The organism is Nocardia sp. NPDC003693 (assembly GCF_053981095.1).
In genome coordinates, this window is record NZ_JBSFNO010000004.1 from 74,956 (window position 1) to 101,892 (window position 26,937).

General features: G+C 69.5%; 24 protein-coding genes and 1 tRNA gene. 15 read left to right on the forward strand and 10 right to left on the reverse strand.

The genetic code is table 11. The annotated features are described in order from the left end of the window. Positions 1-309: 309 nt before the first annotated feature. Positions 310-783 (forward strand): LapA family protein, encoded by a 474-nt coding sequence (locus tag ACWDOP_RS07185; RefSeq protein ID WP_456344342.1) that lies wholly within the window; start codon positions 310-312, stop codon positions 781-783. A gap of 58 nt (positions 784-841) precedes the next feature. On the opposite strand, the gene ACWDOP_RS07190 is transcribed toward ACWDOP_RS07185, so the two are convergent. Then, positions 842-1,276, reverse strand: a complete 435-nt coding sequence (locus ACWDOP_RS07190) for a type II toxin-antitoxin system Rv0910 family toxin (protein ID WP_379001917.1) — start codon at positions 1,274-1,276, stop codon at positions 842-844. A gap of 58 nt (positions 1,277-1,334) precedes the next feature. After that, positions 1,335-1,739, reverse strand: coding sequence for a hypothetical protein (locus ACWDOP_RS07195; RefSeq protein ID WP_456344343.1), 405 nt, complete (start codon positions 1,737-1,739; stop codon positions 1,335-1,337). Positions 1,740-1,924: 185 nt separating this feature from the next. Between ACWDOP_RS07195 and ACWDOP_RS07200 the strand changes: the two genes are divergently transcribed. Then, positions 1,925-2,716 (forward strand): SAM-dependent methyltransferase, encoded by a 792-nt coding sequence (locus tag ACWDOP_RS07200; RefSeq protein WP_454203446.1) that lies wholly within the window; start codon positions 1,925-1,927, stop codon positions 2,714-2,716. Position 2,717: 1 nt separating this feature from the next. Here the strand turns inward: ACWDOP_RS07200 and ACWDOP_RS07205 are convergent, their stop codons facing one another. Continuing rightward, entirely contained in the window at positions 2,718-3,812 is a 1,095-nt protein-coding gene (locus ACWDOP_RS07205) for an NAD(P)-dependent alcohol dehydrogenase (RefSeq protein ID WP_456344344.1), read from the reverse strand. 2 nt (positions 3,813-3,814) lie between these two features. Beyond that, positions 3,815-4,282 carry a DUF4334 domain-containing protein gene (locus ACWDOP_RS07210; protein ID WP_454203444.1) on the reverse strand — a complete coding sequence of 156 codons (468 nt, stop codon included), beginning with the start codon at positions 4,280-4,282 and terminating at the stop codon, positions 3,815-3,817. A 79-nt stretch (positions 4,283-4,361) separates the two neighbouring features. Here ACWDOP_RS07210 and ACWDOP_RS07215 point away from each other — a divergent pair, with 79 nt between their 5' ends. The 5 genes from ACWDOP_RS07215 (at position 4,362) to ACWDOP_RS07235 (ending at position 7,991) form a co-directional block, all read left to right on the forward strand. After that, positions 4,362-4,916, forward strand: coding sequence for a TetR family transcriptional regulator (locus ACWDOP_RS07215; RefSeq protein ID WP_456344345.1), 555 nt, complete (start codon positions 4,362-4,364; stop codon positions 4,914-4,916). Positions 4,917-5,065: 149 nt separating this feature from the next. After that, positions 5,066-6,055 (forward strand): ion transporter, encoded by a 990-nt coding sequence (locus tag ACWDOP_RS07220; RefSeq protein ID WP_456344346.1) that lies wholly within the window; start codon positions 5,066-5,068, stop codon positions 6,053-6,055. A gap of 100 nt (positions 6,056-6,155) precedes the next feature. After that, positions 6,156-6,229 (forward strand) — tRNA-Met (locus ACWDOP_RS07225). Between the two features lie 79 nt (positions 6,230-6,308). Then, entirely contained in the window at positions 6,309-7,088 is a 780-nt protein-coding gene (locus tag ACWDOP_RS07230; RefSeq protein ID WP_456344347.1) for a trans-aconitate 2-methyltransferase, read from the forward strand. A gap of 138 nt (positions 7,089-7,226) precedes the next feature. Continuing rightward, complete coding sequence (locus ACWDOP_RS07235) at positions 7,227-7,991, forward strand: PP2C family protein-serine/threonine phosphatase (RefSeq protein ID WP_456344348.1); 765 nt, start codon at positions 7,227-7,229, stop codon at positions 7,989-7,991. A 30-nt stretch (positions 7,992-8,021) separates the two neighbouring features. Here the strand turns inward: ACWDOP_RS07235 and ACWDOP_RS07240 are convergent, their stop codons facing one another. Together ACWDOP_RS07240 and ACWDOP_RS07245 are read right to left on the reverse strand one after the other, a co-directional pair. Next, positions 8,022-10,283 carry a bifunctional serine/threonine-protein kinase/ABC transporter substrate-binding protein gene (locus ACWDOP_RS07240; protein ID WP_456344349.1) on the reverse strand — a complete coding sequence of 754 codons (2,262 nt, stop codon included), beginning with the start codon at positions 10,281-10,283 and terminating at the stop codon, positions 8,022-8,024. 126 nt (positions 10,284-10,409) lie between these two features. Further along, positions 10,410-11,780, reverse strand: a complete 1,371-nt coding sequence (locus tag ACWDOP_RS07245) for a DUF2252 domain-containing protein (protein ID WP_456344350.1) — start codon at positions 11,778-11,780, stop codon at positions 10,410-10,412. A gap of 95 nt (positions 11,781-11,875) precedes the next feature. On the opposite strand from ACWDOP_RS07245, the gene ACWDOP_RS07250 reads away from it, so the two are divergent. After that, complete coding sequence (locus ACWDOP_RS07250) at positions 11,876-12,235, forward strand: immunity 51 family protein (RefSeq protein ID WP_454203436.1); 360 nt, start codon at positions 11,876-11,878, stop codon at positions 12,233-12,235. On the opposite strand, the gene ACWDOP_RS07255 is transcribed toward ACWDOP_RS07250, so the two are convergent. Continuing rightward, positions 12,236-13,441: an AI-2E family transporter gene (locus ACWDOP_RS07255; protein ID WP_456344351.1), complete on the reverse strand. Its 1,206-nt coding sequence runs from the start codon at positions 13,439-13,441 to the stop codon at positions 12,236-12,238. 172 nt (positions 13,442-13,613) lie between these two features. Between ACWDOP_RS07255 and ACWDOP_RS07260 the strand changes: the two genes are divergently transcribed. The 3 genes from ACWDOP_RS07260 (at position 13,614) to ACWDOP_RS07270 (ending at position 17,904) form a co-directional block, all read left to right on the forward strand. Continuing rightward, positions 13,614-14,273, forward strand: a complete 660-nt coding sequence (locus ACWDOP_RS07260) for a PhoU domain-containing protein (protein WP_456344352.1) — start codon at positions 13,614-13,616, stop codon at positions 14,271-14,273. Positions 14,274-14,439: 166 nt separating this feature from the next. Then, on the forward strand, positions 14,440-16,872 hold the full coding sequence (locus ACWDOP_RS07265) for an MFS transporter (protein ID WP_456344353.1): 2,433 nt from the start codon (positions 14,440-14,442) through the stop codon (positions 16,870-16,872). A gap of 144 nt (positions 16,873-17,016) precedes the next feature. After that, positions 17,017-17,904 (forward strand): SGNH/GDSL hydrolase family protein, encoded by an 888-nt coding sequence (locus ACWDOP_RS07270; protein ID WP_456344354.1) that lies wholly within the window; start codon positions 17,017-17,019, stop codon positions 17,902-17,904. 3 nt (positions 17,905-17,907) lie between these two features. Here the strand turns inward: ACWDOP_RS07270 and ACWDOP_RS07275 are convergent, their stop codons facing one another. Continuing rightward, entirely contained in the window at positions 17,908-19,308 is a 1,401-nt protein-coding gene (locus ACWDOP_RS07275; protein WP_456344489.1) for an amidase, read from the reverse strand. Between the two features lie 491 nt (positions 19,309-19,799). Between ACWDOP_RS07275 and ACWDOP_RS07280 the strand changes: the two genes are divergently transcribed. Beyond that, positions 19,800-20,069 (forward strand): hypothetical protein, encoded by a 270-nt coding sequence (locus ACWDOP_RS07280; protein WP_454203431.1) that lies wholly within the window; start codon positions 19,800-19,802, stop codon positions 20,067-20,069. A gap of 261 nt (positions 20,070-20,330) precedes the next feature. Further along, positions 20,331-21,119, forward strand: coding sequence for a DUF6319 family protein (locus tag ACWDOP_RS07285; RefSeq protein WP_456344355.1), 789 nt, complete (start codon positions 20,331-20,333; stop codon positions 21,117-21,119). A gap of 120 nt (positions 21,120-21,239) precedes the next feature. On the opposite strand, the gene ACWDOP_RS07290 is transcribed toward ACWDOP_RS07285, so the two are convergent. After that, positions 21,240-21,758 (reverse strand): excalibur calcium-binding domain-containing protein, encoded by a 519-nt coding sequence (locus ACWDOP_RS07290; RefSeq protein WP_456344356.1) that lies wholly within the window; start codon positions 21,756-21,758, stop codon positions 21,240-21,242. A 40-nt stretch (positions 21,759-21,798) separates the two neighbouring features. Continuing rightward, a complete protein-coding gene (locus tag ACWDOP_RS07295) occupies positions 21,799-23,319 on the reverse strand; it encodes a diguanylate cyclase domain-containing protein (protein WP_454203428.1) in 1,521 nt (506 codons plus the stop codon). A 400-nt stretch (positions 23,320-23,719) separates the two neighbouring features. Here ACWDOP_RS07295 and galK point away from each other — a divergent pair, with 400 nt between their 5' ends. Both galK and ACWDOP_RS07305 read left to right on the forward strand, forming a co-directional pair. Beyond that, on the forward strand, positions 23,720-24,832 hold the full coding sequence (gene galK, locus ACWDOP_RS07300) for a galactokinase (RefSeq protein ID WP_456344357.1): 1,113 nt from the start codon (positions 23,720-23,722) through the stop codon (positions 24,830-24,832). A 348-nt stretch (positions 24,833-25,180) separates the two neighbouring features. Next, complete coding sequence (locus ACWDOP_RS07305; RefSeq protein WP_456344358.1) at positions 25,181-26,926, forward strand: sodium:solute symporter family protein; 1,746 nt, start codon at positions 25,181-25,183, stop codon at positions 26,924-26,926. The last annotated feature ends 11 nt before the right edge of the window (positions 26,927-26,937 follow it).

Here is a 26,937-nt window from a genome sequence, read left to right on the forward strand (position 1 = left end):
GCGCATCCGCGGGTGGCCGCCGAGTGCCCGGCCGCCGGTGCTGCGGTCGCGTCCGCCGGTGATGCCGTGCGGGGGCTCGCCCGGCACGCCGGCCGGGAGGGCGGTCCCTCGAACCGTGCGCTCCGGCGGGCTGCCCGGCCGTTTCGTGTGGCGGCGAAGTAGCCGCTCAGCCGGCTCCTGCGCCGAGCACCCGCGTCCGTATGGCATGCCCGCCGATTCACCGGCCGATATTCGGGCATTTCCTCAGTGTCGGACCGGCGCTGGGACGCATGCGAACCCGCCGGTCGCGAGAGACCGGAGGAGGTCATTGTGAAACCCGGAGAACAGAGCGTTCCGCCCGACCGGCCGACACGGGACATCCCCGTGGTGTCGAGGCCGGGCGCGCCGCAGCAGCCACCGCACGAGCCGCAGGCGGCGCAGCCGCCCCAGGCGCCGCCGACGCAGCCACCGGTGCAGCCGCCCGCGCCGCCGCCGTCCGTCGAGCCGAAACCCGAACCCCCGCAACCCCGCATGCGCCGCACGCGCGCGGGCAGCGTCTGGGTGGGGCTTACCGCTGGCGGCCTGTTCGGTGTCGCCCTGCTGATCTTCGTCGTGCAGAACACCGAGAGCGTGCGCCTGGGCTTCCTCGGCTGGCACTTCACCCTGCCGATCGGCGTGGCGATCCTGGTGGCGGCGGTGGCGGGTCTGCTGGTGATGGCGGTGGCGGGCAGCATCCGAATCATCCAGCTGCGGCAGGCGTTCGCGAAGCTGAACCGATCCGCGGCCCGGCAGCGGCAGGGCTGAGAGGTGAGTCCGCCCCGCGGCGAGACGTATCGCCGCGGGGCGGACGCACCCGGGATTCCTAGCGCCCGTAGAGCTCGACGAACTTGTCCAGGGACCGTTCCACGTCCCCGCGCAGGGCCCGCGCCACGGCCGAGCCGATCGGCCCGAACAGCGGCGCGCCACCGAGTTCGAAATTGGCGGTCACGTCCGACCCGGTACGAGAGGGCTTGACGCTCAGCTCGATCCCGAATTTGGTGCCGCCGATGCCCGCACCGGTCAGGACCAGCCGGTTTGGCGGTTCGGCGGTCTTGACCGTCCAGGTGACGCGATTGCGGAAACCTTTGACGGTCGCGACGCCGACGAGCTTGGTTCCGGGGGTCAGCCCCTCGGGCACCGGTCCGCGCCACCCCTCGTGCAGCGTCAGCCACTTATCCAGTTCGGCCAGGTCGGAGGCGTGCGCCCAGGCCTGATCGGGCGGGATCGGGACATCTACGGAAACCTTCAATTTGGCCACGAACCAGATGGTATCTGTTACATGTCGTAGCTATTAACTGGGCGGGCGGTTACGCGCGTCACTCGCATGTGTCGGCCCCGGCGTCCCGCACGCCATCGAGGGAAGCCTGCCGCTGCTCCTCGGTGAAGACCTGCCAGTCGGGGGTTCCGGGAAACTCGTCCAGCGCCTGCGCGACGGCCCGATCGACGCCCTCCTGACCGGAGTCGCGGCGAATCGTCTCGAACCGTTCGGCGAACTTCTCGCAGGTCTCGCGGCGCAGCACGCCGGGCGCGATACCCGAGGGCACCGAGACCGATCGCGTATTCTCCGGCGGCAGCAGGTTTTTCGAGGTGGTCAGGGCGGCCTCGCCCGGACTCGTCGACAGCGCGGACGGTGTCGCGCCGTTGTCGCCGCCGACGTAATCGCAGGCCGGAATCGTCAGGGCCGCCGCGCACATGCAGGCGGCGATCAGGTGGCGTCGCATGGGTCCTCTTCCGGAACTGTCGAATACTGCCGGCGGGTGCGGCTCGGTACGGTGACGTCATACCCCGTTACCCGGCGAATATTGCGAGCAAAATCCCGGGCACGAAACCTCACGGTTGGACCGCTGCGCCGACTAGCCTGTGCCAAGGGTTTGCGCTCGATCGGTCGATTGAACGGTGCTGGGAAATGAATGGGGAGTTCTCGCTGGAGGTGCCGCACACCTCGCGCGTCTACGACTACTTTCTCGGCGGCAAGGACAACTACGAAGCCGACCGGCGTGCCGCCCAGGAAATCCTGAAGGTGTGGCCGGACATCCGCATCGCGGCCCGGGTGAACCGCCAGTTCATGCACCGCAGTACGCGATTCCTGGCCGAAGCCGGCATCCGGCAGTTCCTCGACATCGGGACCGGCATCCCCACCGAACCCAATCTGCACCAGATCGCCCAGGAGACGACCCCGGACGCCCGGGTGGTCTACGTCGACAACGACCGCCTGGTGCTGGCGCATGCCCGCGCCCTGATGGCGGACGGTGAATCCGGCGCGACCACCTACATCCACGGCGACGTGACCGATCCCGAATCCATACTGCGCGCACCGGAACTCGTCGAGATGTTCGATATGTCCGAGCCGGTCGGCGTCAGCATGATCGCGCTGCTGCATTTCGTCGAGGACGATATCCACCGCATAGTCCGAACCTTCATGGACGCGCTGGCGCCCGGCTCGTTCCTGGTCATCTGCACCATCACCGCGGATTTCGCGCCCGAACAGGTCGAGGCCGCGCAGGAGGTCTACCGGATCCGCAAACTGCCCGCCCAGGTCCGCACCCACGCCGAGCTCGAATCCTGGTTCGCCGACCTGGAACTCGTCGAACCGGGCGTGGTGCCCCCGCATCGCTGGGGGCTGGCGCAGACCATGGACATCTCCCCGACCTTCGACCGCAAGGTGTCGTGCTACTGCGCTGTCGGCCGCAAGCCCTGACCTACTCCCAGGTGAGCACCGGTTTGACGACCTGCCCGGCACGCTGGTCGGCCAGGGCGCGGTCGATGTCGGTGTGCGGGTAAGACCGCACCAGCCGCTCCAGCGGCAGCCTGCCGGCGGCGTGCAGTGCGAGCAATTCCGGAATGAACCGGGCGGGAACCGAATCCCCCTCCAGGCAGCCGTGCACGGACTTGCCCGTCAGGACCAGATCGCGGACGTCGATCGGCGGAACGCCCGCGCCGAGCCCGACCGCGGCCACCGCTCCGCCGACCCCGAGCGCGCTCACCGCGGTGGCCAGCACATCGGGCCTGCCGGTGGTGTCCAGGGCGTGTGTCGCACCGCCGCCGGTGAGGTCGCGAATCGCCTCCGCCACATTGTCCGTCGCCGGATCCAGGGCGGCGACCGCACCGAGTTCGAGGGCCGTGGCCCGGCGCTCGGCGGTGGTCTCGACGACGATGACGCGGGTGTCCGGCAGGGTCCGCGCCGCCAGCAGTCCGGCCAGGCCGACGGCGCCCGCGCCGAAGATCACCAGTGTCGAATCGGGTTCCGGGCGAAGCACGTTGAGTACCGCGCCGGCGCCGGTCTGGAATCCGCAGCCCAGTGGCGCGGCGACGGTGAGGTCGGTCGCGGGCGGCACCACGACGGTGTTGTCCGGTGTGCTCAGCGCGTACCCGGCGAGACTGGATTGGCCGAAGAAGCCGTCCCGCACCGGTTTTCCCGCCGCCGTCACCCGGGGTGTGCGATCCGGGCGCGCGCCGAACTGGTTGAGTCGCACCGATTGCGCGCAATAGGCCGGGCGGCCGATCCGGCAGTTGCGGCAGGCGCCGCAGTGCCGGAAGGTCAGCACGACCCGGTCGCCGGGCCGCACCCCCGTCACCCCGGCGCCCACCGCCGCAACGGTTCCGGCGCCCTCGTGCCCGAGCAGCACCGGTCGCTCGTGACTGCCGGCGGCGCGGGAGACCAGGTCGGTGTGGCATATGCCGGCGGCCTCGACGCGCACGAGGATCTCGTCCGCCCGCGGCTCGTCCACCAGGACGGGTTCGATGTGGAATCCGGCGCGCGGGTCCCGGGAGAGGGCGGCGGTGGTGGCGGGCACGGTCAGACCCGCTCGAGCAGGAAGTAGAAGTGCTCGCCGTCGGCCAGCACCTGTTCGGCGCGGCCGTTCATGATGCCCATCAGGGTGCGGTCGTCGAGCCGCTTGAAGTGGTCGAACACCGGGCGCCCGTCGTAGACCATGGTCGCGGTGACCTCGCCGCGGAACTCGACGTTCCACAGCCCGGCCAGGCCGCCGCCGAGCTCCACGTTCGAGAACAGGGAACCGTCCTCGGCCCGGCAGATGAGCGGTTCGGCGTCGGCCAGGGAGCGGAAGTTCTTGCCGTACCAGCGGCTGCGGTCCAGCGCCCGGCACAGCGGGTGGCCGGTGCGGAAGGCAGCGCCCTTCCACTCGCCCAGGATGTCTTGTGCGCGAACGGTTTCCAGCCCGGCCCAGAGCTCGTCCAGCTCGGCGGGCGACACCCCCTCGGACAGTGCCGCCAGCTCCCGCCACCGTTCGATCGTGTCCGCCATGACGCCTCCAGTTTCCCGAACCATTCAGTTCGGGAAACCTACACCCGAACCGTTTGGTTCGGCAAGATAGGATTCCGGCATGCGCGCAGCCGGACACGCCACGAGGGATCGGATTCTCGCCGCCGCCAAGGCCGAATTCGCCGAATACGGCATCGCCGGCGCCCGGATCAATCGCATCGCCTCGGCCGCCCAGGCCAGCAAGGACCGGCTCTACGCCTACTTCACGGGGAAGAACGAGCTGTACGCCGCGGTCACCGACCAGTGGGTCACCGAGACCTCCCGGGTCACCGCGCTGGACGCCGGCGATCTGCCCGCCTACGCCGGACGGCTCTTCGACCACTACCTGGCCCACCCCGACAACGCCCGCCTGCAGACCTGGGCCGAGCTCGAGCGCACCGCCATCCCCGAGGCCGACGCGGCGATTGCGCGCGCTGTGGCCCCCAAGCTCGCCGAGCTCCGGCGCGGCCAGCGCGCCGGTCTGATCACCGACGCCTTTCACCCGCTGACGCTGCTCACCCTGCTCACCGATCTCGCGCGTACCTCGGCCCTGCACGCCCTCGACGCCGCGGCCCCCGAGGTCGCGGATCGCCGTGCGTCCACCGTGCGCGCGGCCGCGCGCCTCATCGCGCCGTAGGACGGCCCGCCCGTATCGCCCCGTTCATTGCGCCGAATCCGCCGGAGCCGACCGGCCGGGCATCGTAGAATTCCGGCCGAAACAATGCTGATCCGCTCGAATTCCGGTGTTACCCAATTGCATAGTGCTGAAACAGGAGGCGGTCTGTTTTGCTACGCGAACGTGCACGAAAGCTGGTTGATTCCCCGCGATTTCAGAAGTTCGTCGTCGCGGTAATTCTCGTCAACGCCGTCTCGCTCGGGGCGGAGACCTCCGAGACGCTGATGTCCCTTGCGGGCGGGTTCATTTCGTTCGTCGACACCGCGGCGCTGGTCATTTTCGTCGTGGAAATGCTGTTGAAGTTGTACGTCTACCGGTTCGGCTACTTCCGCGATCCGTGGAACTGTTTCGATTTCGTCGTCGTGGGTGTGGCGCTGCTGCCCTCCTCCGGCGGATTGTCGGTGCTGCGGGCCTTCCGCATCCTGCGCGCGCTGCGCCTGGTCTCGGCCACGCCGAGCATGCGCAAGGTGGTGACCAATCTGCTGGCCGCGCTGCCGGGGATGGGCTCGATCCTCGGCCTGCTGGCGCTGGTGCTCTACGTCGCCGCGGTCATGGCCACCAAGCTGTTCGGCGGGGTGACCCCCGACTACTTCGGCAGTCTCGGCACCTCCATGTGGACGCTGTTCCAGATCATGACCGGTGAGGCGTGGCCGGACATCGCCCGGGAAGTCATGGCGGAGAAGCCGTTCGCCTGGATCTTCTTCCTCTGCTACATCCTGCTGTCCACCTTCGTGGTCCTGAATCTCTTCCTCGCCGTCATGGTCAGCGCGGCGGACGACGTGCGCGAGGACGAGAACCGCGAACGGCACGAGCAGGAGAACGCGGACGAAGACGCCACCCTGGCAACGATTCTCAACGAACTGGCGGCGCTGCGCACCGAGGTGGCCGCGCTGCGGCCCGCGCAGGGTACGGGCACCACGGTCATCTACACCCCGAACAACCGCCCCAACCCCGGCCGTCAACTCAGCGACGGCGAGATCAGCCGGGCCGTGGCCCTCTATCGGGACGGTGAGTCGACGGCCCGGATCGCCGAACAGCTCAACGCCAGCCTAGCGGCGGTCCGCTCGGGCCTGGCCCGCCGCGGCATCCGTCGCGGCTGACCCCGAACCGGCTCCCCGGGCGGCCCACTGCCCGAAAAACCCGCTCCGACCACACGATTAGGCTGCTTCGCCTCGCCCTGTGTAGGGTTGTATTCACCGACGCGGGGTGGAGCAGCTCGGTAGCTCGCTGGGCTCATAACCCAGAGGTCGCAGGTTCAAATCCTGTCCCCGCTACTACGTAGCTCAGGCCGGAGAATCGATGATTCTCCGGCCTGATTCGTTTGCACGGTGGGTGACCAGAGATGGAGCAGCCATGTGGGATCCACAGCAGTATCTGGCTTTCGACGATCATCGCGCACGGCCGTTCTTCGATCTCCTCGCCCGGGTGCGGGCCGAAAACCCGCGCCGGGTGGTCGATGTGGGCTGCGGCCCGGGCAACCTGACCGCGACGCTGGCCCAGCGCTGGCCCGAGGCCACGCTCGAGGCGCTGGACTCCTCGCCCGAGATGGTCGCGGCGGCCCGCGAGCGCGGGATCGACGCCAAGATCGGGGACGTGGCGGACTGGCGGCCGAGCGCGGACACCGACGTGGTGGTGTCCAACGCGGTCCTGCAGTGGGTGCCCGAGCATCGCGAGCTGCTGGTGGGCTGGGCGCGGGAGCTACCGGCGGGAGCCTGGATCGCGTTCCAGGTGCCGGGCAATTTCGACGCCCCCTCGCACCGCGCCATCCGCGAACTCGCGGGCCGCGAGCAGTGGCGGGAACGGCTGGCCCCGGCCGGTCTGCTCGAACCTCGCGCGGTGCTGGACCCCGAGGGCTACGCCGCCCTGCTGACCACCGCCGGCTGCACGGTCGATGCCTGGGAGACAACGTATCTGCAGCGACTCGAGGGCGAGGATCCGGTGCTCGAATGGGTGAGCGGCACCGCCCTCACCCCGGTGCGCACCGTGCTGGACGACGGCGACGACGACGGTGACTGGCCCGAGTTCCGGCGGCAGCTGGCGCCGCTGCTGAGCGAGGCCTATCCGCGCCACCCCGACGGCACCACCTGGCTGCCGTTCCGCCGGATTTTCACCGTGGCCCGGACGGCATGCTGAATTTCAGGTCACGCGCAGGTCACGATATGTTTTCCACAGCAATCGCACAGGTATTTTCGGGAGCATCGCACGGTTTCGGCCCGTTGAATGGGGGAGTGCTGATGGATGCGGCACCGGAAAGGCTCAGGAGGTCGGGGCATGCAGAACGCAGCTGTCGAGATCGGTGTCGTGCTCAGCGAACCGGGTGAGGGCGCCCGGCTCGGCCGGGTGAGCGGCTCGGCGGTGAGCCGGGTTGGGGGTCGCAAGCTCAACGCCGACTCCTTCGCCACCGTGACGGATAGCGCGCTGGGCCGCACCGCGTTCGCGGTCGCGGACGGCGTCGGCGACCATCTCGCCGCCGCCCGGGCCGCCCGCCTGGTCGCCCGGACAGCGGCCAGGATCGCCCTCTCCGAGGGTGCGCACGCCGGAATCCTTGCGGCGCAGGAGGAACTGCTGCGCGAGCTACCCGAGGCCGCCGCCGACAGCGTGCTCGTCGTCGCGGTGCTGCCCGCCGAGGGACACCACGACGGCCCCATCGACATCGCGTGGGTCGGCGACTGCCGCGCCTACCGCTGGAACGGCCGCATCCTGCATCAGATCACCACCGATCACACTGTCGCCGAGTACTTCCGGGCGCGCGGTCATCAGCCGCTGCCCGGGATGGGACATCTGGTGACCACCTCCGCGCGCACCGCGCACGCGGAGGACATCGGGTCCGCGGCCACCGGCACCAGCCTGGGCCGGCTGCTGCTGTGCACCGACGGGGTGTCCAAGCGCCTCGAACTCGCCGACATCAAAGCGCTGCTGGCCGAACCGAATACACCCGCCGAGGCCGCCGAGGCGCTGGTCTCCGCCGCGCTGGCGGCCGGGGGCACCGACAACACCACGGCGATGGTGCTCGACATCGGCGCCGCCCCGGCCTGATACGACCCGCGGATCCGACAGCGCCGCCGGTCAATCGATCCGGTACAGCCAGATTCGCGGCTCGGTGAGTTCGCCCGCGGCGGACCAGCCGTAGGTCTGCGCGATCCCGTCGCCGGTGTAGTCGTGCAGGAAGCGGCGCAGATCGGTCCGGGCGGTGTGGCCGGACACGATGCCGCGCAACACGATCGCGGTGAGGTCGTAGGCCTCGACGGTGTGCGCCGCCGGATCCGTTCCGGTGGCCGCGCGATAGTCGGTGCGGAAGCGCTCGGTCGCCGGACCGCACTGGCAGGCCACCAGGGTCCCGGTGGCGGGCGTGCCGCCGGAGGTGCGCAGCGTCGGATCGTAGCCGCCGTCGCCGACGATGAAAGGCACCGTGACACCGGCTCTCCGGAGCCGGGTCAGCAGATCGGCCGCGACCGTCGCGTGCCCGGAGTAGTAGACCGCGTCCGGGCGCGCGGCGGCGATGGCGGTCACCGCCCGGTCCTCGGCCTTCTCGGTGAGACCGACCTCGCAGGTCGCGGCCGCGCCCAGGCCCTCGGTCACCATGTCGGCGAGTTCGTCGCCGAACCCGCCGCCGCTGTCCCGAACCACACATACCCGGGAGTAGCCCGCGGTGCCCGCCAGGTACCGGCCCACCGCCGGCCCCTGGGCGTTGTCGTTGGCCAGGCCGCGGAAGAAGCCGGTCCAACCGGACTGCGCCAGTACCGGATTGGACGCGGACGGGGTCAGGAACGCCAGTCCGGCCGCCTCGAAGATCCGGCCGGTCGCGATGACCTCGCCGGAGAGCGCGGGGCCGATCACCGCCACGATCGACTCGTCCTGGGCGATGCTCGCCGCCACCTGCGCGGCCGTGCGCTGCTGGCCCGCGGTGTCGAACTCGCGCACGGTGACCGCGCACGTGTTGTTCCCGCCGCGCACCAGTTCGGCCACCGCCAGTCGCACCGAGCCCAGGATGGTGCGGCCCAGCGCGGCGTTCTCGCCCGAGAGCGGCAGCGCCGCCGCGATCGAGACCGGTTCGCACGGCAGCCTGCCGTCGTTCGCCGGATCCTGGACCGAGACCGGCGCGGCCACCGGCCGGCCCTGTGCGTCGATGCGGGTGAGCGGGACGAAGCCGGGATACACGGGCGCGGGTGTGCGGATCGAGGCCGGGGGCGGATCCTGCTCACCCGTGGCCTCGGAATCCTGTGCACCCCAAAGAATTCCCGCACCGGCCGCGAGGGCGGCGACCAGACCGCCGACCCCGGCCGCGACTCGTCGCCCGCGGCGCGCGGGTGCGGCGGGCGGTTCGTCCGGGGTGATCGGCGGCAGGTCGTGCAGCACCGGGAGCACCGTGGTGGCGTGGTCCGCGGTGTCGGTGTCGGTCGTGAGCACGGTGTCGGCGCTCGCCCGCCCGAACGCCGCCAGCGCGGCGTCGCCGAAGATGATGGGCGGCGCGGCGGAATCGGAGAACATCGACAGCGCCTGCGCCGCGGCGTCGGCGAACTCACGGCACGACTCGTACCGCTGCTCGGGCCGCTTGGCCAGACCGCGCACGATCACTTCGTCGAGGGCGGCCGGGAGTTCGGGGCGGCGGTCGGTGACCAGCGGCGGCGGATGGTGCAGGTGGCCCGCGATCACCGCGGCGGCGGTCTCGGCCTGGAACGGGGTCGCGCCGGTCAGCAGCCGGAAGAACGTGCACGCCAGCGAATACTGGTCCGAGCGCTCGTCCAGCGGTCCGCCGGACAGCTGTTCCGGCGAGGCGTACGTGATGGTCGCGGCCAGCATGCCGGTCCGGGTCAGCTGTGCGGAATCGTCACGCAGCCGTCCGATCCCGAAGTCGGTCAGCAGGATTCGCTGTTCCCAGTCCGGGGTGGCGCGGGTGAGCAGAATGTTCGCCGGTTTCACGTCGCGGTGGATGACACCCATGGAATGCGCGTAGTCCAGGGCCTTGGCGGTTTCGGTGATCACCCGGACCGCGTCCCGGGGCGTGAGCGCGGCCGCGTCGAGGGCGGCGGCGTCCCCGCCGTCGACGTACTGCATGGCGATCCACAGCCGCCCGTCCGCCACACCGCGGTCGTGCACGGTGACGATGTTGGGATGATCGAGCCGGGCCACCAGTTCGGCCTCCCGCTCGAAGCGGGCCCGGGTCTGGTTGTCCGAGGCCAGTTCCCGGGCGAGCACCTTGATCGCGACCAATCGGGGCAGCCGGGGATGCCGGGCGAGATACACCACCCCCATACCGCCGCCGCCGAGCTTGCGCTCGATCCGGTATCCGGCGAATTCCTCGCCAACGCGCACCATCAGACCCCTCACACCGCAAAACCTCTCGCACCCTACCGCTTCGCGGTGAGCGGATGCGCGCCGCCGTTGGCGGACAGCGGTTTTGGCGTATTCGGACCGCCCCGGCGCATCGGTGGCATCCGCGGGTCGGTGGGTGCGCTAGGCGGGTTCGGGTGCGGCCGCGTCCAAGCGCCCGGACTCGATGGCGGCCAGCAGAGTGGCGTAGTCGGCGGCGGTCTGGTCGGCGTAGGCGAGGGCGAAATCGGTGATGGCGCGGTCGAATCCGGTGCCCGAACCCAGGTAGGACGCGATCGCGACCCGGTCGCCGGAGCGGGCGTGCCCGCGAGCCAGGGTGTGCCCGCACAGCGCCGCGTACTGCTGCAGACCCGGTGCGGTCATGTTCTCGATGCTCGCCGAGCCCTTCATGTCGCGCAGCTGCCGCCAGTAGTAGTGGCGGCCGTCGGGGCCGGTGGCCCAGCCCAGGAAGATGTCCCCGGCGGTCTGGGTCAGGCGCTGGCCGTGCACCACCCGGTGGCCCTGATGCCGGAAGACGCTGGAGCGCGTGTGCGGCGTCAGCACCGATTCCTCGGCCTGCTTGACCTGGAGGAAGAGCGGGTCCCCGGTCGTCCGCCCGATGAACAGCGCGATGAAACAGCGCGTGCCGACGCTGCCGACCCCGACCACCTTCATGGCGACCTCGCGGAGCGAGTAGCGGTCCAGCAGCACCCGGCGCTCCTCGGGCAGGCTCGCGCGGTAGTCGCCCAGCACCGAATCCACGTGCGCGGCTTCGATCGTCGAGATCGGCATGATCAGGGGCGGATCGTGGCGGATGCACGGTGCGCCGTCCGGGCCGGGTTCGGTCAGCTTCTCCAGGGCCTGCAGGCTGGTGCGCGAGCGGGCCTTGTCGATGACCTTGGTGGTGGCCTTGCGGGCGTCCGGCCCGACCAGTGCGGCCACCCGGTCGGCGTCGACCTTCTCGTACCAGACCTCGGTCTCGCCGATTCCGGCCAGCCGGGTCATCGCCTCGCGGTACGCCCGGGCGGCCGCGCCCGCACCGGCCGCGGCCTCGGCGTCGGTGCAGCCGTTGGCGCGCGCGGCCACCACCACGCTGGCGGCCAGCCGCTTGACATCCCATTCGAACGGGCCGGGCAGGGTCTCGTCGAAATCGTTGAGGTCGAACACGAGTGTGCGCTCGGGCGAGGCGAACAGCCCGAAATTGGACAGGTGGGCGTCGCCGCAGAGTTGCACGGTCAGCCCCGTGTTCGGCCCCCGCGCCAGGTCCGCGGCCATGATGGCGGGCGCGCCCCGGTAGTACGGGAACTGCCCGGCCGCCATGCGCGCGTAGCGGATTCGTACCAGCTCGGGCACCCGGGTGGCGGCCTGGCGCTCGAGGATCTCGATCGGGTCGGCCCGATCCGGGCCCGGCTCCCAGGCGGCCAGCCCGGATCGCGGCACCCGCTTGCGCGCGGCGCGCCCGGCTTCCGCCGCGCTCGGCTGCGGTTCGGCGGGTTCGACGTCCGGTATCGGCATGTTCCCGGACTCTAGTTCTCCCGGCACGCGTCCCGAGTCACTCGTGATTCCGGCGTGTCCGCCGGCTGTCGGACGGCGCGTATAGGGTTCGCCGCGTGATCGAAGATCGGGAAACCTACGCGCCGCTGATCCTGTTCGAGTACGAACACCGGCCCGGCAACTACTGCCTCATGCTTTCGGACCGTTTTATGGTGGAGCGGGAGGAGACCTTCGCGGCGGCGGGGTACGAGGGCAACGGGTACGGCTGGACCGGCGTGGCCGAGTCCGCGGTGCGCAATCGGCTGCCCGAGATCGCCGAGCACGTGAAGTTCGATCCCGAGGCGGGGATGTTCGTCGGCTACGGGCAGGACGTGGCGGCGCTGCGCCGCCTGGGGACGGTGCTGCACGGCGCGTTCCACGATCCCGCCGTGCTGACCGAGTTGATCGCCGAGGGCGATCCGGAGTGGTTCGACTGACTAGCCGCCGCCGGGCGCCGCGCCCGGCACGGCGCGACGGCCGCCCGTGCGCTCGATGCGCGGATCCTCGTTCACCGCATAGCGTTTGACGTATTCGCTCAGGAACGCCTGCACGGTCGCGGTCGCCGGTATCGCGAGCAGCGCGCCCACCGCGCCGAGCAGGGCCGCGCCCACCATGACCGCTAGCAGCGCCACCGCCGGATTCACGTCCACCGTGCGCGCGGTGATCCGCGGCTGCAGCACGTAGTCCTGGATCCACTGGTAGACCACCACGAAGATGATCAGCCAGACCGCGTCGAGGGGATCAACGGTGAGCGCCACCAGCACCGGCAGGATGCCGGCCAGATAGGTCCCGATGGTCGGCACGAACGAGGCCACCACGCCGAACCAGATACCCAGCGCGAAGGCGTTGGGCAGCCCGAGCAGCCACAGGAACAGCCCGTGCACCACGCCGGAGATCACCGCGAGCACGGCACGGGAATACAGGTAGCCCCCGGTCTTCTCGATGGCCAGGTCCCAGGCGTGCAGGACCGCGCCCTGGCGCGCCGGGGGCAGCAGCGAGCACACCGAACGCCGTAGCTTGGGGCCGTCGGCGGTCATGTAGACGCTGAACAGGGCGATCGTGACGACCTTGGCGAACCCGCCGAGCACGGTATTGGATACGCCCCAGGCGTTTCCGGCCGCGCGCTCGGCGTACTGGCTGATCACGTCGGAGTCCGCGAAGAGCCGGTCGCGGAGTTCGGTGACGGTGAATTCCTGATGAAAAGTGCGGTTGACCCAGTTCACCGTTTCCTCGAGCACCCGCGGCAATTCCTGGACCACGTCGCCCACGGTTTTGACCAGCAGAATGCCCACCGTAGCCACGAATCCGACGGTGCACACCAGGGCGAGCACGAACACCACGGCGGTCGCGATGCCGCGATTGATACCGCGTCCCGCGAGCGAGTCGACGGCGGGTTCCATGGCCAGGGAGACGAAGAAGGCCACCGCCAGCATGATGCCGATGCCGATCAGCCGGTGCGCCGCCCAATCCCCGAGCTGGAACAGCCCGAACAGCAGCAGTGCCAGCACCATCGCGCGGGGGAGCCAGCCGGGCATGCGGCTCTCCGGCGGCGCGAGCACCGGCGCCTGCCCGGTGTCGGTGGTCTCGTCGGCGGGGTCCCCGGATGCATCGCTCGGCTCGGAAGCTGGAGGTCGGTTGGACACCGGCTCAGTGTCACCGCGGGTGCGCCCGTTTGCCCGATGCGACGCACCGGAATTCCAAATAACAGGCTGGGCGGTTGGTTTTTCGCGTCGGCGACAGGCCGAGAGGCATTCGGCCGGACGGGTTTTGCCGCGATAGTGTGCAGGGGTGCTTGTGGGCGGACAGACTATGCGGGTGCGGACGAAATTCTCCATCGAGCTCATGGCGTTGACCGATGAGCTGGCGCATATGGCGCGATTGACCCGGGAGGCGGCCGAACGCGCCGCGGCGGCGCTGGCGGGTAGCGATCTCACCGCCGCCTACGAGGTGTTCGCGCTCGAGGAGAAGCTACAGCTCGAACACGCCAAGTGTGAGGACCGTTCGGTCATCCTGCTGGCGCTCGAGGCTCCGGTGGCCCGGGATCTGCGGCACGTGGTCACCGCGATCCAGATCGCCGACGATCTGCTCGCCGTCGGCAACGCGCTCAGTCGCGTCGCCGACGTCGCGGTGCGGCGGTACCCGAATCCCATTGCCACGCAGGAGATCATCGCGATGATCACCGAGGTCGCCGGGGGCGCGGTGGTGGTCGCCGACGCGGTCGTCGGGGTCATCGCGGCCCAGCATCCGCCGCGCGACCAGGTGCTGGTGACACGGGACGAGACCGCCGATCGCCTGCGCGCGGAGATCGCCGAGGCGGTGGCCGATCCGGGCTGGGCGCACGGTTCGGCCATGGCCATCGACGCCGCGATGGTGGTGCACCACTACGGCCGCTGCATGGACCACTCGGTTCGCATCGGCCAGCTCATCCGTTTCTTCCACACCGGAATTCCGCTCTACGCACAAGCGGAGGCGTAACTACCTCATCGCGGGGTTAGTCGCGATAGGTCCGGTCGGTCCGGGGTAAGCTGCCCGAATTGCTTCATGGCGAGGTCTTTTCGAGTAGCACGGCACATTACGCACCCGAAATCCGACAAGGGCCCCAAACGTGACGAATACCGCTATCGAGTCTTCGTCGGCTCCAATGTCTTTGGATGCCGATACGGGAACGCAGCTGTCGCACAGGCAGATTCTGACCATTATGTCCGGTCTGCTATTGGGCGTATTCCTGGCTGCCCTGGATCAGAATATTGTGAGCGTTGCCATCGTTCGCATCGCGAATAGTCTGCACGGCTTCGATGAACAAGCCTGGGCCACCACGGCGTATCTCATCACCGCCACCATCAGCACACCGCTCTACGGCAAACTGGCCGACATCTACGGCCGAAAACCCTGCTATCTCATCGCCATCGGGATCTTCGTCCTCGGCTCGGTAGCCTGCACCTTCGCCACCACCATGTACCAGCTCGCGGGTTTCCGCGCGGTGCAGGGCCTGGGCGCCGGCGGTCTGATGTCGCTGGCCTTCACCATCATCGGCGATATCGTCCCGGTCCGGGAAAGAGTGCGCTACCAGGGCTATTTCATGATGGTCTTCGGCATCGCCACGGTGCTGGGCCCGGTGCTGGGCGGCTGGTTCTCCAACGCCGATCGGCTGCTGGGGCTGGAGGGCTGGCGCTGGGTCTTCCTGGTGAACGTGCCCGTCGGGCTGCTCGCCCTGTTCGTGGTCGCCAAGGTGCTCGAGGTCCCCTTTCACAGACAGCGGCAGCGCACCGACTGGCTGGGTGCGATCACCCTGACCATGGGTACGGTGCCGCTGCTGCTCATCGCCGAACAGGGCCGCGAATGGGGCTGGGGCTCGGATCGCGCCCTGCTCTGCTACGGCATCGCCGTGGTCGGCCTGCTGCTGTTCGTCATCGTGGAACTGCTCATGCGCGACGCCGCGCTGATCCCCATGCGCCTGTTCTCCAGCGCCACCTTCAGCATCGCCATCGTCGGCGGCTTCATCGTCGGCATCGCCATGTTCGGCGCGATCGTGCTCGTGCCGCTGTATTTCCAAGTGGTGCGCGGGTATTCGCCGACCAAGGCCGGACTCATGATGCTGCCGCTGGTGGTCGGCATCATGATCGGCGCGCAGTTGGCCGGGCTCATCACCAAATTCACCGGCCGCTACAAGTTCCTGCCGGTCCTGGGTTCGCTGATCATCGCCGCGGGCTCGGTGCTGTTCGCGCTCGTGCACTACGACAGCCCGCTGTGGCAGCCGCTGGTGTTCTGCGGCGTCATCGGATTCGGGCTCGGCTGCTGCATGCAGACGCTGATCATCGCGGCCCAGAACGCTTCTCCGCGTGCGGATATGGGTGTGTCCACCGCCGCCGCCACCTTCTTCCGGCAGATGGGCGGCACACTCGGCGTCGCCATCTTCCTGACGATCCTTTTCAATCTGCTGCCGGACCGCATCATCGCCGCGTTCGGCGGTTCGCTGCCGCCGGAGTTCGGCGCCGGGCAACTCGGTCAGATCCAGAGCAACACCACCGGGATCGCGGAGCTGCCCGAGCACCTGCGCGACCCCATCCTGATCGGCTTCACCGACGCCATGGGCGGGGTGTTCTACGTGGCCGCCGCCGCGGCGGTGGTGGCGGCCGCGGTGCTCATGTTCATGAAAGAAGTTCCGCTGCAGGACATGCCGAAGACAATCGCCGAAGCGCCGGTCGCCGAACCGGAGCCCGAACCCGAACCGGAGCCGCTGCCGATGCCCGAGCCCGAACCCGAACCGCGGGACGAGGTGCACATCGGCACCGCCGGCTTCCTGTCGGTCTCGGGGTGTGTGCACCGCGAGGACGGGCCGGCGGTGCCCGACGCGGTACTGACGCTGATCAATCAACGCGGACATCAGGTTTCGCGCGCCATCGGGGAATCGGACGGCATCTACGCCATCGGGGTGCCGCGCGCGGGGGACTACGTGCTCATCGTCTCCGCGAACGGATATCAGCCCGCGGCGGTGAGCATCACGGTCGGGCGCCGCCCGCACATGCTCGACATCGCGCTGTCCGGTTCCGGTGAGGTGGGCGGGATCGTGCGCTCGGCCGTTCGCGGCGGCCCGGTCGCGGGCGCGACGGTGACCCTCACCGATGTCCACGGCGACGTGGTCGGCTCGGACGTCACCGAAGCCGACGGCGCGTACGGCTGCCGCGGCGTGCTCGCCGGGACGTACACGCTGGTGGCGGTGGCCGAGCACATGCGCCCGTGCGCGGCGACGCTGAGCGTGCCCGAGAGCGGAATGCTGCACCACGACGTGGAATTGCTGCCGCGGGCGGTGCTGGCGGGCTCGGCCAGCACCGAGAGCGGGCAGTCGATCTCCGACGCGCAGATCACCGTGCTGGACGAGGCGGGCGATCTCATCGCTGTGACGCGCACCGACGACACCGGGCACTACGTGGTGCCCGACCTGGCCGACGGCCGGTACACGATCATGGCGCGCGGGTATCCGCCGGTCTTCAGCCGGGTGACGGTGGTGGACGGCGCGGTCGCGCACGACGTGCAGCTCGGCTACGAGCGCCGCGAGGTCGTGGATCACGTGTAGCGGTGGGGTGGTGCGTGCGGATCAACGCCGCACCACCCCGGTTGTTTTCGCGTTTTGCGGGGCACGGGTGCGGGCCCGCTGTTAGGTTCGGCGCTGGACGCAAGTCCAGTTTGCTTCGTGCCGGGCAGTCAGGGGAGACAGCCGATGAAATTCTCACGCGTCGTGCCGCTGCTCGCGGTTCTGCTCACCGCGGCGGTTCCGTTCTCGTCGGGGGGAGCCGCCGCCGCGCCGGGCGAGACCGGTCCGGCCTTCAACGAGTATGTGGCACTGGGTGATTCGTGGGCGGCCGATGCCACCCTGAGTCAGATCACCACGGTGTTCACGCCGTTGAACTGCGTCCAGAGCGCCCGCAACTACGCCAAACAGGTCGCCGCCGCGCTGGCCGTCCCGGTCTTTCGCGACGCCACCTGCGGCGGCGCGACCACCCACAACATGACCGCCCCGCAGTCGGGCAATCCACCGCAGTTCGACCGGCTGACCCCCACCACCGACCTGGTCACCATCGGCATCGGCGGCAACGACGCCGGGCTGGCCGAGACCGTGACCGATTGCGTCACCCTGAATCCGGCCGTCTCGCCGTGCCTGAACACCCTGGTGGTCAACGGCGTCGACCAGATGTCGATCAATATCGCCGCCGCCGAACCGCGGGTCACGGCCACCATCCACGGGATTCGCGAACGCGCCCCGCACGCCCGCATCCTGCTGCTCGACTACTTCGAAGGCATCGGCCTCGAGGGCGGCTGCTTCCCGGAGATACCCATCTCGGACGCGGACGCGATCTGGCTCGGTACCAAGCTCCTGGAGATCGACGCCATGCTCGCCCGCGTCGCCGCCGCCACCGATGTGCAGTTCGTGAACACCTACGAGGGCAGCTCCGGTCACGACGCCTGCCAACCCGTCGGCACCCGCTGGGTGGAGGGTCTGGTGCCCTTCTCCGGCAGCCCCTTCGGTCTCGCGGTCCCGTTCCATCCCAATCAGCTCGGCGCCGACTACCAGGCCCGCCGCGTCCTCGAGGCGCTGGCCGAAGGCTGACCCCTACCGCTGCAGTACCGCCTCGACCTCGGTGGCCGCCATCAGCGCCAGGCGCTCGTTGCCCGGTGCGGCGATCACCTGAATCGACAGCGGCAGTGCGTCATCGGACAGCCCGACGGGGATGGACACGACCGGGCAGCCGGTCATGGTGACCGCGCGGCAGTGGTTCGGCAGGTCGTCGGCTTCCAGCAGCCGGTCGCCCACCAGCAGCAGGCCGTCCGGGTCGGCGGCGGGGCCGGCGGCGACCGGGAGCAGGACGACGTCGAACTCCTCGAACACTCGGAGTGCCCGTGCGCGTGCGTATTCCGCCGCACCGCGGGCGGCCGCCACCGCGGCCGGGCTCGTCCGCAGCGAGTCCCGGATGACGCGCAGGCTCCCGGGCTCGACCAGATCTTCGACACCCGCCGTGGCGGCCAAGTGGTCGATCAGCGGGTCGGCGGCCCGCAGGCGTTCGTAGTCGGGGAGGTGGTCGAAGATGCCCGGCGTATTCGTGACCTGGCCGCCGCATCGGAGGAGCCGCGTGGCGAGCTCGACCATCAGCAGCTTCGTCGCCGAGCACACCGGACCCAGATGGCTGCCGTCGCTCCAGGCGTAACGCAGCACCCGAATCCGGCAGCGCTCGTCGTCGACGGTCCCGGACAGCAGATCGAACGCGAGCCGCAGATCGCGGGCCGAGCGCGCCATCGGCCCGATGGTCTGCAGCAGCGCGCGCATCCCGGTCGGGCGCGCACCCGGCGTGTGACCCAGATCGCCTGCGGCGCCGGGCAATTGACCCGGAGCGGGCACGATCCCCGGCGTCGTCCGCAGCGCCGTCAGGCCCGTGCACTGCGCGGACCAGCGCAGCTCGCCACCGAGATCGACCCCGAGGCCGAGCGCCGCGCTGCCCGCGGCCAGCGCGGCCGCGATGCCGCCGGCCGAGTCGCCCGGCGTCGCCGCCGGATACCGGGGGTTCTCCGTCGCCCCGATGACCGGTCCGGCGCAGATGCCGCCGAAACCGAACTCCGGGCAGTTGGTCTTGCCCACCGGCACCGCGTCCGCGTCCAGCAGCCGCCGCACCGCGGGCGCGGTGACGGTGGGGATGTTGCCGGGCCGGTCACGATCACCGGCCCATGCCCGCGACCCCAGGGTGGCGGGCAGTCCCGCCACCGCGATCAGATCCACGACGGCGAGCGGCACGCCCGCGAGCGCGCCGAGCCGTTCGCCGCGCGCTCGGCGGGCATCGATGGCGGTCGCCGTCGCGACGGCCCGGTCCCAATCGCAGGAGAGGAAGGCGTTGCCCGAGAGTTCGGCGAACTCGCGCGCGTTCGTCACCGCGGCCACCGCGGTGCCGGCGCCGTTCCGCACCCCGGCGGCAATCGCGGTCGCGTCCGCGAACTCCGCGTTGTGGCGATTCAGCGGGGCCATGGTCACCCCGGCCATTGTCCACCACGGCCGGGGTACGCGAATCTCCCGCCGCCGCCGTGATTTGTGACGACGCGCACGCACGCCGGGCGTTGTCGTGATTGCATACAGGAGGATGATTTCGGTGCTGCGAAACAGGAGACGGCGGACTGCCGACGGTGAGTGGAAAGGTGGAGGCGATACCGCTGAACAGCGCGCGCCGGAAGAGTGAACAACGAATCTTCCTGTACGACACGCCTGGATCTGTATTCCACGACACGCTGTGTCGGTGGGGTAGTCTCTGCGCGCGGCTAATTAGCGGCAACAGCAGTGCGGGGGGCGGAAGTGCGCGGTGGAAAGGGAGATTCATGATCGCCCCCTGCCTGAGGCTCGTCGGTGTGGTGTGTGGACTGGCTGCTGTCCTGGCGGGTTGTGCCCGGTCCGGTCACACCGATGTGGGGAGGGTTGAGGCCGAAGTGGCCGATATGCCCGAGTCTCACAGAGATAAATCCGAAATGCAGCGCAGCGCGTTCGTCACCGGGTGCGGTGGCACGTCGGCGGGCTGGCAGGCGACCGCGGTGGTGAGCAACCGGGACGAGGTCGAGCACCGATATCTCGTGGTGATCAGTTTCATGACACCGGAGTCGACGGTATTGGACCGCACCAGCACCGAGGTCACCGTACCGGCGGGCGCGACTCACGAACTCATCACCGAGACCCGGCTCGATCCGGTCACCAGGCCGCAGTCGCTGCGCTGCGTCCTGCGCGGTGTCGAACAGCTCTGACCAGCGCACGACCGGTCGCGACAACCGGGGCGGCGCCATCGATCGCCCGGGGTCGCCGTCGCGGAAAGTTGCGCGCGGGCAGCGCACAGCGCCTACGATCGGACCCGCCGGCCATGCTCGGTGGGCCGACCGAATCGCAATTGCTGAACGTTCACCAACCGGTGCGTTGGTAGCGGTGCGGGTTCTCCGGATGTGGATTTGTCGGTGCCATGGGGCATGCTCTGTGCACGCAGATGTCCAATCGTCCGCCCGGAGAGCCCCATGTCGTCCCGTAGCACGAAACCACAGCCCTTGTCGGAGACCGAGATTCGGCAGATCGGCGAGCAGATCGATGCCGGCCGTCCGCCGATGGTGTGGTTCACGGCGGTGGCTGTCGGCGTACCGGAAGGCCGTTCCGGAAAGGTGATCTCGCTCGGTGATCCGTCCGAGGGAGATTTCCTGCAAGTGAAGCCGACCGGCTCGAAGGACGTGCTGTCCTTCGGCCCCACCGAGGTGACCCTGACCAAACCGGCCCGGCCCCAAGCCGCCGCCGGTGTGAAACAGAAAACGGCAACCAGGAAGGACCCCACAGTGACGATGCCGTCGACGGTGAGCGCGACCGCCACCCCGCCGAGCGTTCCGAGTGTCCAGAGCGTTCCGAGCACGCCGCCCGCCGCGAAACCCGATCTGCCGCAGGACGGCGCGGATACCGCCGCGGCGGGCTCCGGCGCCGAGGCCAAGAAGCCGGCGGCGCCCAAGCCGGCGCGCAACACCGCGGGCAGCGCGGCCGCCGCCCGCAAGCCCAAGGCGCCGGAGGTGACGGTCACCCTGAGCGGCACCGCCGACGGTGAGTGGACCCTCGACGTGGTCAACGGCAAGAAGCGCACGATCAAGGGCCTCTCGGTCCCGAGTTCGTCGGTCTCGCAGGCCGCCAAACTGCTGCACCCCGAGGTCGCCGAGGTGGTCGACGGGATCCTGGAGGCGGTCCGGCTGGCCCAGCGCGCCAAGGTCGAAGCCCTGCAGGCCGAGCTGGAGAACGCCCGTCGCCTGCTCGACGATTTAGCCGGCTGAGCGAGTTCCGCCGCACGCATTCCCCATCACGCGATCGGGGCTCGGGACCGAGCCGCGCGCGGTGGGGATTTCGTGTTTCCGGGCCTCGTACGCGCCCGGATCGATCACACTCGACGCCCGTCAATCACAGGCGACGCCGTTGCCGTCGGGATCGAGCAGGTCGCTGAATCCCGGTGCGCCGCGCAGCAGCGGGGCCAGTCCGGCCCGTTCGATCTCGGCGCAACTCGGGTAGTTGCCGGGCCGGAATCCCAGGCCGCGCATGAACGAATCGATGCCCTCGGCGATGTTCGGTCCCAGCTGGCCGAGTCGCCCGCCCGATCCGGTGCCGTAGGGCCCGGGGCCGGACCCCGGCCAGGTGCCCGGCGGCAGTCCGCCGAAACCGCCTGCGCCCGAACCGCTTCTGCTCGACCCGCTCGCGGACCCCGGATCGGCCGAGAGCGACGCCGAGCCGGTGCCGACGGCGATATCCCCGGCGCCGGCCGCGACTTGCGCGGGGAGCGTGGGGGTTTCGAGCTCCAGCGGCGCGGCCGCCGTGCCGCCCGCGCCCGCGCAAGCCAGGGCGGTCGCGCAGGCCAGGGCGGCGGTGAGCCTCGAGAGTCCGGGGCGCGCGGAGCGCGCGGTGGATGAGCGAAAGTGCATGGTTGACCCGAATATCCGTGCGGTGACAGCGATCGCGATGTCAGACCGCGGACTCCCGGCGCCAGGTGCGCGGGCCGGACTCCGGATGACCGTGCCTGAGATCGGCATGGAAAACGTACCCCAGCGAGTATTCCTTCGCGTGGTACATCGCCGAATCCGCTTCGCGCAGAAGCTCGTACACGGTGGTGTCGGCGCCGCGCGGGCCGCTGCAGGCGATGCCGATGCTGGCGGCGATGCGGACCTCGGCCGCACTGAGTTCGAACGGTTCGCCCAGTGCGGCCAGCAGCCGTTCGGCCAGCAGCAGTGCCTGCTGGCGTCCCAGCGGGGCCAGCACGACGAACTCGTCACCGCCGTACCGGGCGGCGGCGTCGTCGCGGCGAATGATGCGCCGGATGCGCGCGGCGGCGTTGGCGATGAGTTCGTCGCCGACCGCGTGACCCCAGTTGTCGTTGACGCGTTTGAAGCCGTCCAGATCGATGAACAGCAACGCCAGCGGCTGGTCACCCCATCTGTCCCGATTACGATGCAACGCCCGGAGCAGGGCGGCGCGGTTCAGGAGCCCGGTCAGCATGTCGTGATCGGCCTGGTACTGCGCGCGCCGTTCGCTCCGGGCGCTGCGTTCGATGGCGCGTTCACTGCGTAGCAGCACACCGGACAGCAACAGCGCGAACAGCGACGAGACGACGACGCGGTCCATCATGTCCAGGCTGGACCCGACCACCGGCACGAGCGCCGCCACGATCATGGTGATGGCGATGATGCTGGCGCGCTGGCGGGAACGATGGGCGTGGATGTCGCGCGGGCCGCCCAGTACGACCATGCTCGGGTGCAGCGCCGCCGCGCCGATGAGCGTGTAGGCCAATTGCAATGGCATGAGCAGCATCTGGCGGCTGGGATCGGCCGAACCGGCCGCTTCCAGGTTGTAGCCGAGATCGCCGGCGAGAATCGCGAGCAGGGCCAGATACACAAGGCGCAGTGAGGTTTCCGAGCGCGCGGAGGTCGCCACCGAGTGCGCCACCACCGTGAGCAGCAGCGCGTCGACCACCGGATAGACGCAGGCGGTGAGCGAGGTCAGGGTGAGCCCGCCCGCGGCGTGCAGGATGGGGGAGATGAGGAAGGTCCACGACAGCAGCAGCGCGCCCAGGCCGATCAGGCCGGAGTCCAGCAGCAGATCGTGATCGGTGCTGTTCTGGCGGGGGCGCAGCCACAGCACCGCGGCGGCGCCGATCAGGCAGTAGCCGCTGAGCAGGAACAGATCGTCGAAGGGGTGCCGCTGCCAGTCGGTGAGGGTGCGCAGCGCGGTGCCGACGGTGAACTGCACGGCCGAGGCGGACAGGAGATACCAGGGCAGCGGGTGGCGGGGTCTGAATCTGTGCACGCCCGCGCCGATCATGATGAGGCTGAGGGTGACCGAGGCGAACAGGGTCCCGAGCGCGAGGGGCCGGGAGTCGCTGACCAGTGGCAGGAGCAGGATCAACAGTCCGCAGCCGAGTCCCATCGTGCGCCAGCAGATCCGGTGCCGCAGTCCGGACTGACCGGCCGGTTCTCCTTCTGGTGTCACCAGCCCCCCTCGTTCCGCTCCGTCCCCAGCAACGTGCCACCTGTAGATCAGCATCTTGCACACCAGGGCAACGACCGTCGAACTCATCGAGCGTGCTCGCGGACGTACCGAGCGGTGCTCGAGGGGCCTCGGCGACCGATAACCGAGTGGTGCTGTACGAGCATAGGTGCCAGCCGACGGCGGCCGTGTCCACGGGGGAGGGAGCGCTGCCATCGAGATCTGGGCAACCGCGTCGATCATTACACGAAAACCCGCGCTCTGTAGGCGAGTCCGCCGAACCCGCAGGATCGCGGTTCGCGAGACTCGCTATGCTGCCTGCCAATCGAACCGAACGGCCTGCACGACTCCGTGGACGGCTCCGCGGGCCGCCGGACCAACCCGAAGCGGAGCGGAGGGCACTGTGGGGACAGCGGCGGGGCGGTGGCACGCGCCCGGGCGGGTCAATCTCATCGGCGAGCACACCGATTACAACGACGGCTACGTCCTGCCGATGGCGCTGCCGCTCGGGGTGACCTGCACCGCCACGCTGCTGCCGGAACGGGTGGTGCGGTTGCGCTCGCGTCAGGCGCCGTGCGACGACATCGATGTGACGCTGGGGGATCTCGGTACCGGGGGCTGGTCCGAATTGCCCACCTGGGCACACTATCCGCTCGGTGTCGTCCGCGAGTTCGAGCGGCGCGGGCACGAGGTGCGCGGGATCGAGATCGACCTCGACGGGACCGTGCCGATGGGCGCGGGGCTGTCCTCCTCCGCGGCGCTGTCCTGCGCGGTGGCCATCACCCTGCGCGATCTGTTCGCGCCCGATGTGCCCGCCGCGGAGATCATCGATATCGCGCGCACCGCCGAGAACGTCTACGCCGGGGTCCCGACGGGCGTGCTCGATCAGTCCGCTTCGATGCTGTGCACCGCCGGGCACCTGCTCTTCCTGGACGTGCGCACCCAGGGGTACGAACAGATTCCGTTCGAGCTCGAGCGGTTCGGGCTCGAACTGCTGGTGTTCGATACCGGGAGCCCGCACCGGCTGGTGGACGGCGAGTACGCCGCGCGGCGGGCCGAATGTGCCGCCGCCGCTGAGGAACTGGACGTTCGGTTTTTGCGGGACGTCACCGATCTCGCGGTGGTCGAGCGCCTGGCGGATCCGCTTCTGCGCCGGCGCGCGCGGCACGTGGTCAGTGAGAACGCACGCGTACTGCTGGTAGCCGAAAAATTGCGCGGTGGCGCCGATCCGCGCGTCACGGGCCCGATCCTGACGGCCGGGCACGTCTCGCTGCGTGACGATTTCGAGGTCTCCACGCCCGAACTGGACACCGCGGTGGACGCCGCGCTGCGGAGCGGGGCGCACGGTGCGCGCATGGTCGGCGGCGGCTTCGGCGGCAGCGTGATCGCCCTGGTCGATCGGGAGCGGTCCGCGGTGGTCGCCGATTCGGTGCGAGACGCGTTCGCGCGCATGGGATTCGACGCACCGCGCACGTTCGAGGTCACCCCGGCCCCGGGTGCGCACCGGCTCGAATAGGCCGCGTGCGCGGCGGCGAGGGCTTAACCTGAAACGGGAACCATCCACTCGCGATCCAGGAACGAGCGAGCCATGGACTGTCCGTAGTTCGGCGCCGCGCGGCGCACCCATTTCACAACGGAAACTGGCGAGCAACTACATCTTTGACGCCTGGCTACCTTGTTTACCAGGCGCTTTCCGATAGCCCTGCATGGTGTCGGCGATCCTCCCCGGCAATAGCGAACTCGCCGCTAGTATTGCCCGTCACGGTCCGGATCGTCGGCCGGGGACCTTCGAGCAACAGTCGTGCTCGCGTCAGACCACAGTCGTGCCCGCGTCATTTCGAGCAGTGTTTCGACAGGAGAACGTATGCCGTTCGACGCCAGTGTGCCCGTCGACGTACACGCGTACGCCGATGCCGTCGCCGCGGCGGGCAGCGGACTGCGCCTGGATGCCGACCCGATCGATTACGCGCTGATCGCACTGTATTTCGGCTTCGTGCTGGCCATCGGCTGGCTGGCGCGCCGGCAGGTGTCCTCGAGCCTGGACTTCTTCCTGTCCGGGCGCTCGCTGCCCGCGTGGGTGACGGGCCTGGCGTTCATCTCCGCCAACCTGGGCGCGGTCGAGATCATGGGTATGTCCGCCAACGGCGCGGAATACGGCATGCCGACCATGCACTACTTCTGGATCGGCGCGGTGCCGGCGATGCTGTTCCTGGGCATCGTGATGATGCCGTTCTACTACGGCTCCAAGGTGCGCAGCGTGCCGGAGTTCATGCTGCGGCGGTTCGGGCCCGGCGCGCACCTGGTGAACGCGCTGAGTTTCGCGGTCGCGCAGGTGCTCATCGCCGGGGTGAACCTGTATCTGCTCGGTTCCATCGTGAACGTGCTGCTGGGCTGGCCCTTGTGGGTGTCGGTGGTGGTGGCCGCGGTGATCGTGCTGTCCTACATCACCCTGGGCGGGCTCTCGGCGGCCATCTACAACGAGGTGCTGCAGTTCTTCGTCATCGTGGCGGCGCTGCTGCCGCTCACGCTGGTCGGCCTGCACAAGGTGGGCGGCTGGGATGGGCTGCGCGGCAAGGTGATCGAGGGTCCGGGCGGGGCCGAGCAGTTGCAGGCGTGGCCGGGCAACGAGCTCACCGGGTTCACCAGCAACATCGCCTCGGTCATCGGGATCGTGTTCGGGCTCGGGTTCGTGCTCTCCTTCGGTTACTGGACAACCAATTTCGTGGAGGTGCAGCGGGCGCTGGCCACGCATTCCATCTCCGCCGCGCGGCGTACGCCGATCATCGGCGCGTACCCGAAGATGTTCATCCCCTTCATCGTGGTCATCCCCGGCATGATCAGCGCGGTGCTGGTGCCGCAGATCGCGGAGTTCAAGGCTCAGGTGGCGGCGAATCCCGACTACGAGGGCGATGTCACCTACAACCAGGCGCTGCTCTATCTCATGAAGGACGTGCTGCCGAACGGGTTGCTCGGGGTGGGGCTGGCCGGGCTGCTCGCGGCGTTCATGGCCGGTATGGCGGCGAACATCTCGGCGTTCAATACCGTCTTCAGCTACGACCTGTGGCAGCGGTACGCGGTCAAGGATCGCGAGGACGGCTACTACCTGAAGGTCGGCCGCCTGGCCACGGTCGGCGCGACCGTGGCCGCGATCGGCACCGCGTTCATCGCGGGCAATTTCTCCAACATGATGGACTACCTGCAAACGCTGTTCAGCTTCTTCAACGCCCCGCTGTTCGCCACCTTCATCCTGGGCATGTTCTGGAAGCGGATGACCCCCGCCGCGGGCTGGATCGGCCTGGTGAGCGGTACCGGCGCGGCCATCGCGGTCTTCCTCGCGAACAAGGCGGGCGTCTTCGAATTGTCCGGCCAGGGCGCGAGTTTCGTGGCCGCCGGGGTGGCCTTCGCCGTCGACATAGTCGTCAGCGTCGCGGTCACCCAGGTGACCCGCCCCAAGCCCGCCGCCGAACTGGTGGGCCTGGTCTACTCCGAGACCCCCGCCGCGGCCCGCACCGATCCGGACGCGGACACCCTGCCGTGGTACCAGCGCCCGGCCGTGCTGGCCGGGATCGCCCTCGTAATCGTCATCGCCCTCAACGTTTTCATCGGATAGGAAAGGCGCGT

Coding starts and splice junctions, on each gene's coding strand:
- ACWDOP_RS07245 (WP_456344350.1), bottom strand. CDS start 11,780: ATGCCGATACCGGACGTCGAACCCGCCGAACCGCAGCCGAGCGCGGCG.
- ACWDOP_RS07280 (WP_454203431.1), top strand. CDS start 19,800: ATGCAGCGCAGCGCGTTCGTCACCGGGTGCGGTGGCACGTCGGCGGGC.
- ACWDOP_RS07210 (WP_454203444.1), bottom strand. CDS start 4,282: ATGGCGGACACGATCGAACGGTGGCGGGAGCTGGCGGCACTGTCCGAG.
- ACWDOP_RS07275 (WP_456344489.1), bottom strand. CDS start 19,308: ATGGCCCCGCTGAATCGCCACAACGCGGAGTTCGCGGACGCGACCGCG.
- ACWDOP_RS07265 (WP_456344353.1), top strand. CDS start 14,440: ATGTCTTTGGATGCCGATACGGGAACGCAGCTGTCGCACAGGCAGATT.
- ACWDOP_RS07200 (WP_454203446.1), top strand. CDS start 1,925: ATGAATGGGGAGTTCTCGCTGGAGGTGCCGCACACCTCGCGCGTCTAC.
- ACWDOP_RS07235 (WP_456344348.1), top strand. CDS start 7,227: ATGCAGAACGCAGCTGTCGAGATCGGTGTCGTGCTCAGCGAACCGGGT.
- ACWDOP_RS07215 (WP_456344345.1), top strand. CDS start 4,362: ATGCGCGCAGCCGGACACGCCACGAGGGATCGGATTCTCGCCGCCGCC.
- ACWDOP_RS07195 (WP_456344343.1), bottom strand. CDS start 1,739: ATGCGACGCCACCTGATCGCCGCCTGCATGTGCGCGGCGGCCCTGACG.
- ACWDOP_RS07230 (WP_456344347.1), top strand. CDS start 6,309: ATGTGGGATCCACAGCAGTATCTGGCTTTCGACGATCATCGCGCACGG.
- ACWDOP_RS07270 (WP_456344354.1), top strand. CDS start 17,017: ATGAAATTCTCACGCGTCGTGCCGCTGCTCGCGGTTCTGCTCACCGCG.
- ACWDOP_RS07290 (WP_456344356.1), bottom strand. CDS start 21,758: ATGCACTTTCGCTCATCCACCGCGCGCTCCGCGCGCCCCGGACTCTCG.
- ACWDOP_RS07285 (WP_456344355.1), top strand. CDS start 20,331: ATGTCGTCCCGTAGCACGAAACCACAGCCCTTGTCGGAGACCGAGATT.
- ACWDOP_RS07305 (WP_456344358.1), top strand. CDS start 25,181: ATGCCGTTCGACGCCAGTGTGCCCGTCGACGTACACGCGTACGCCGAT.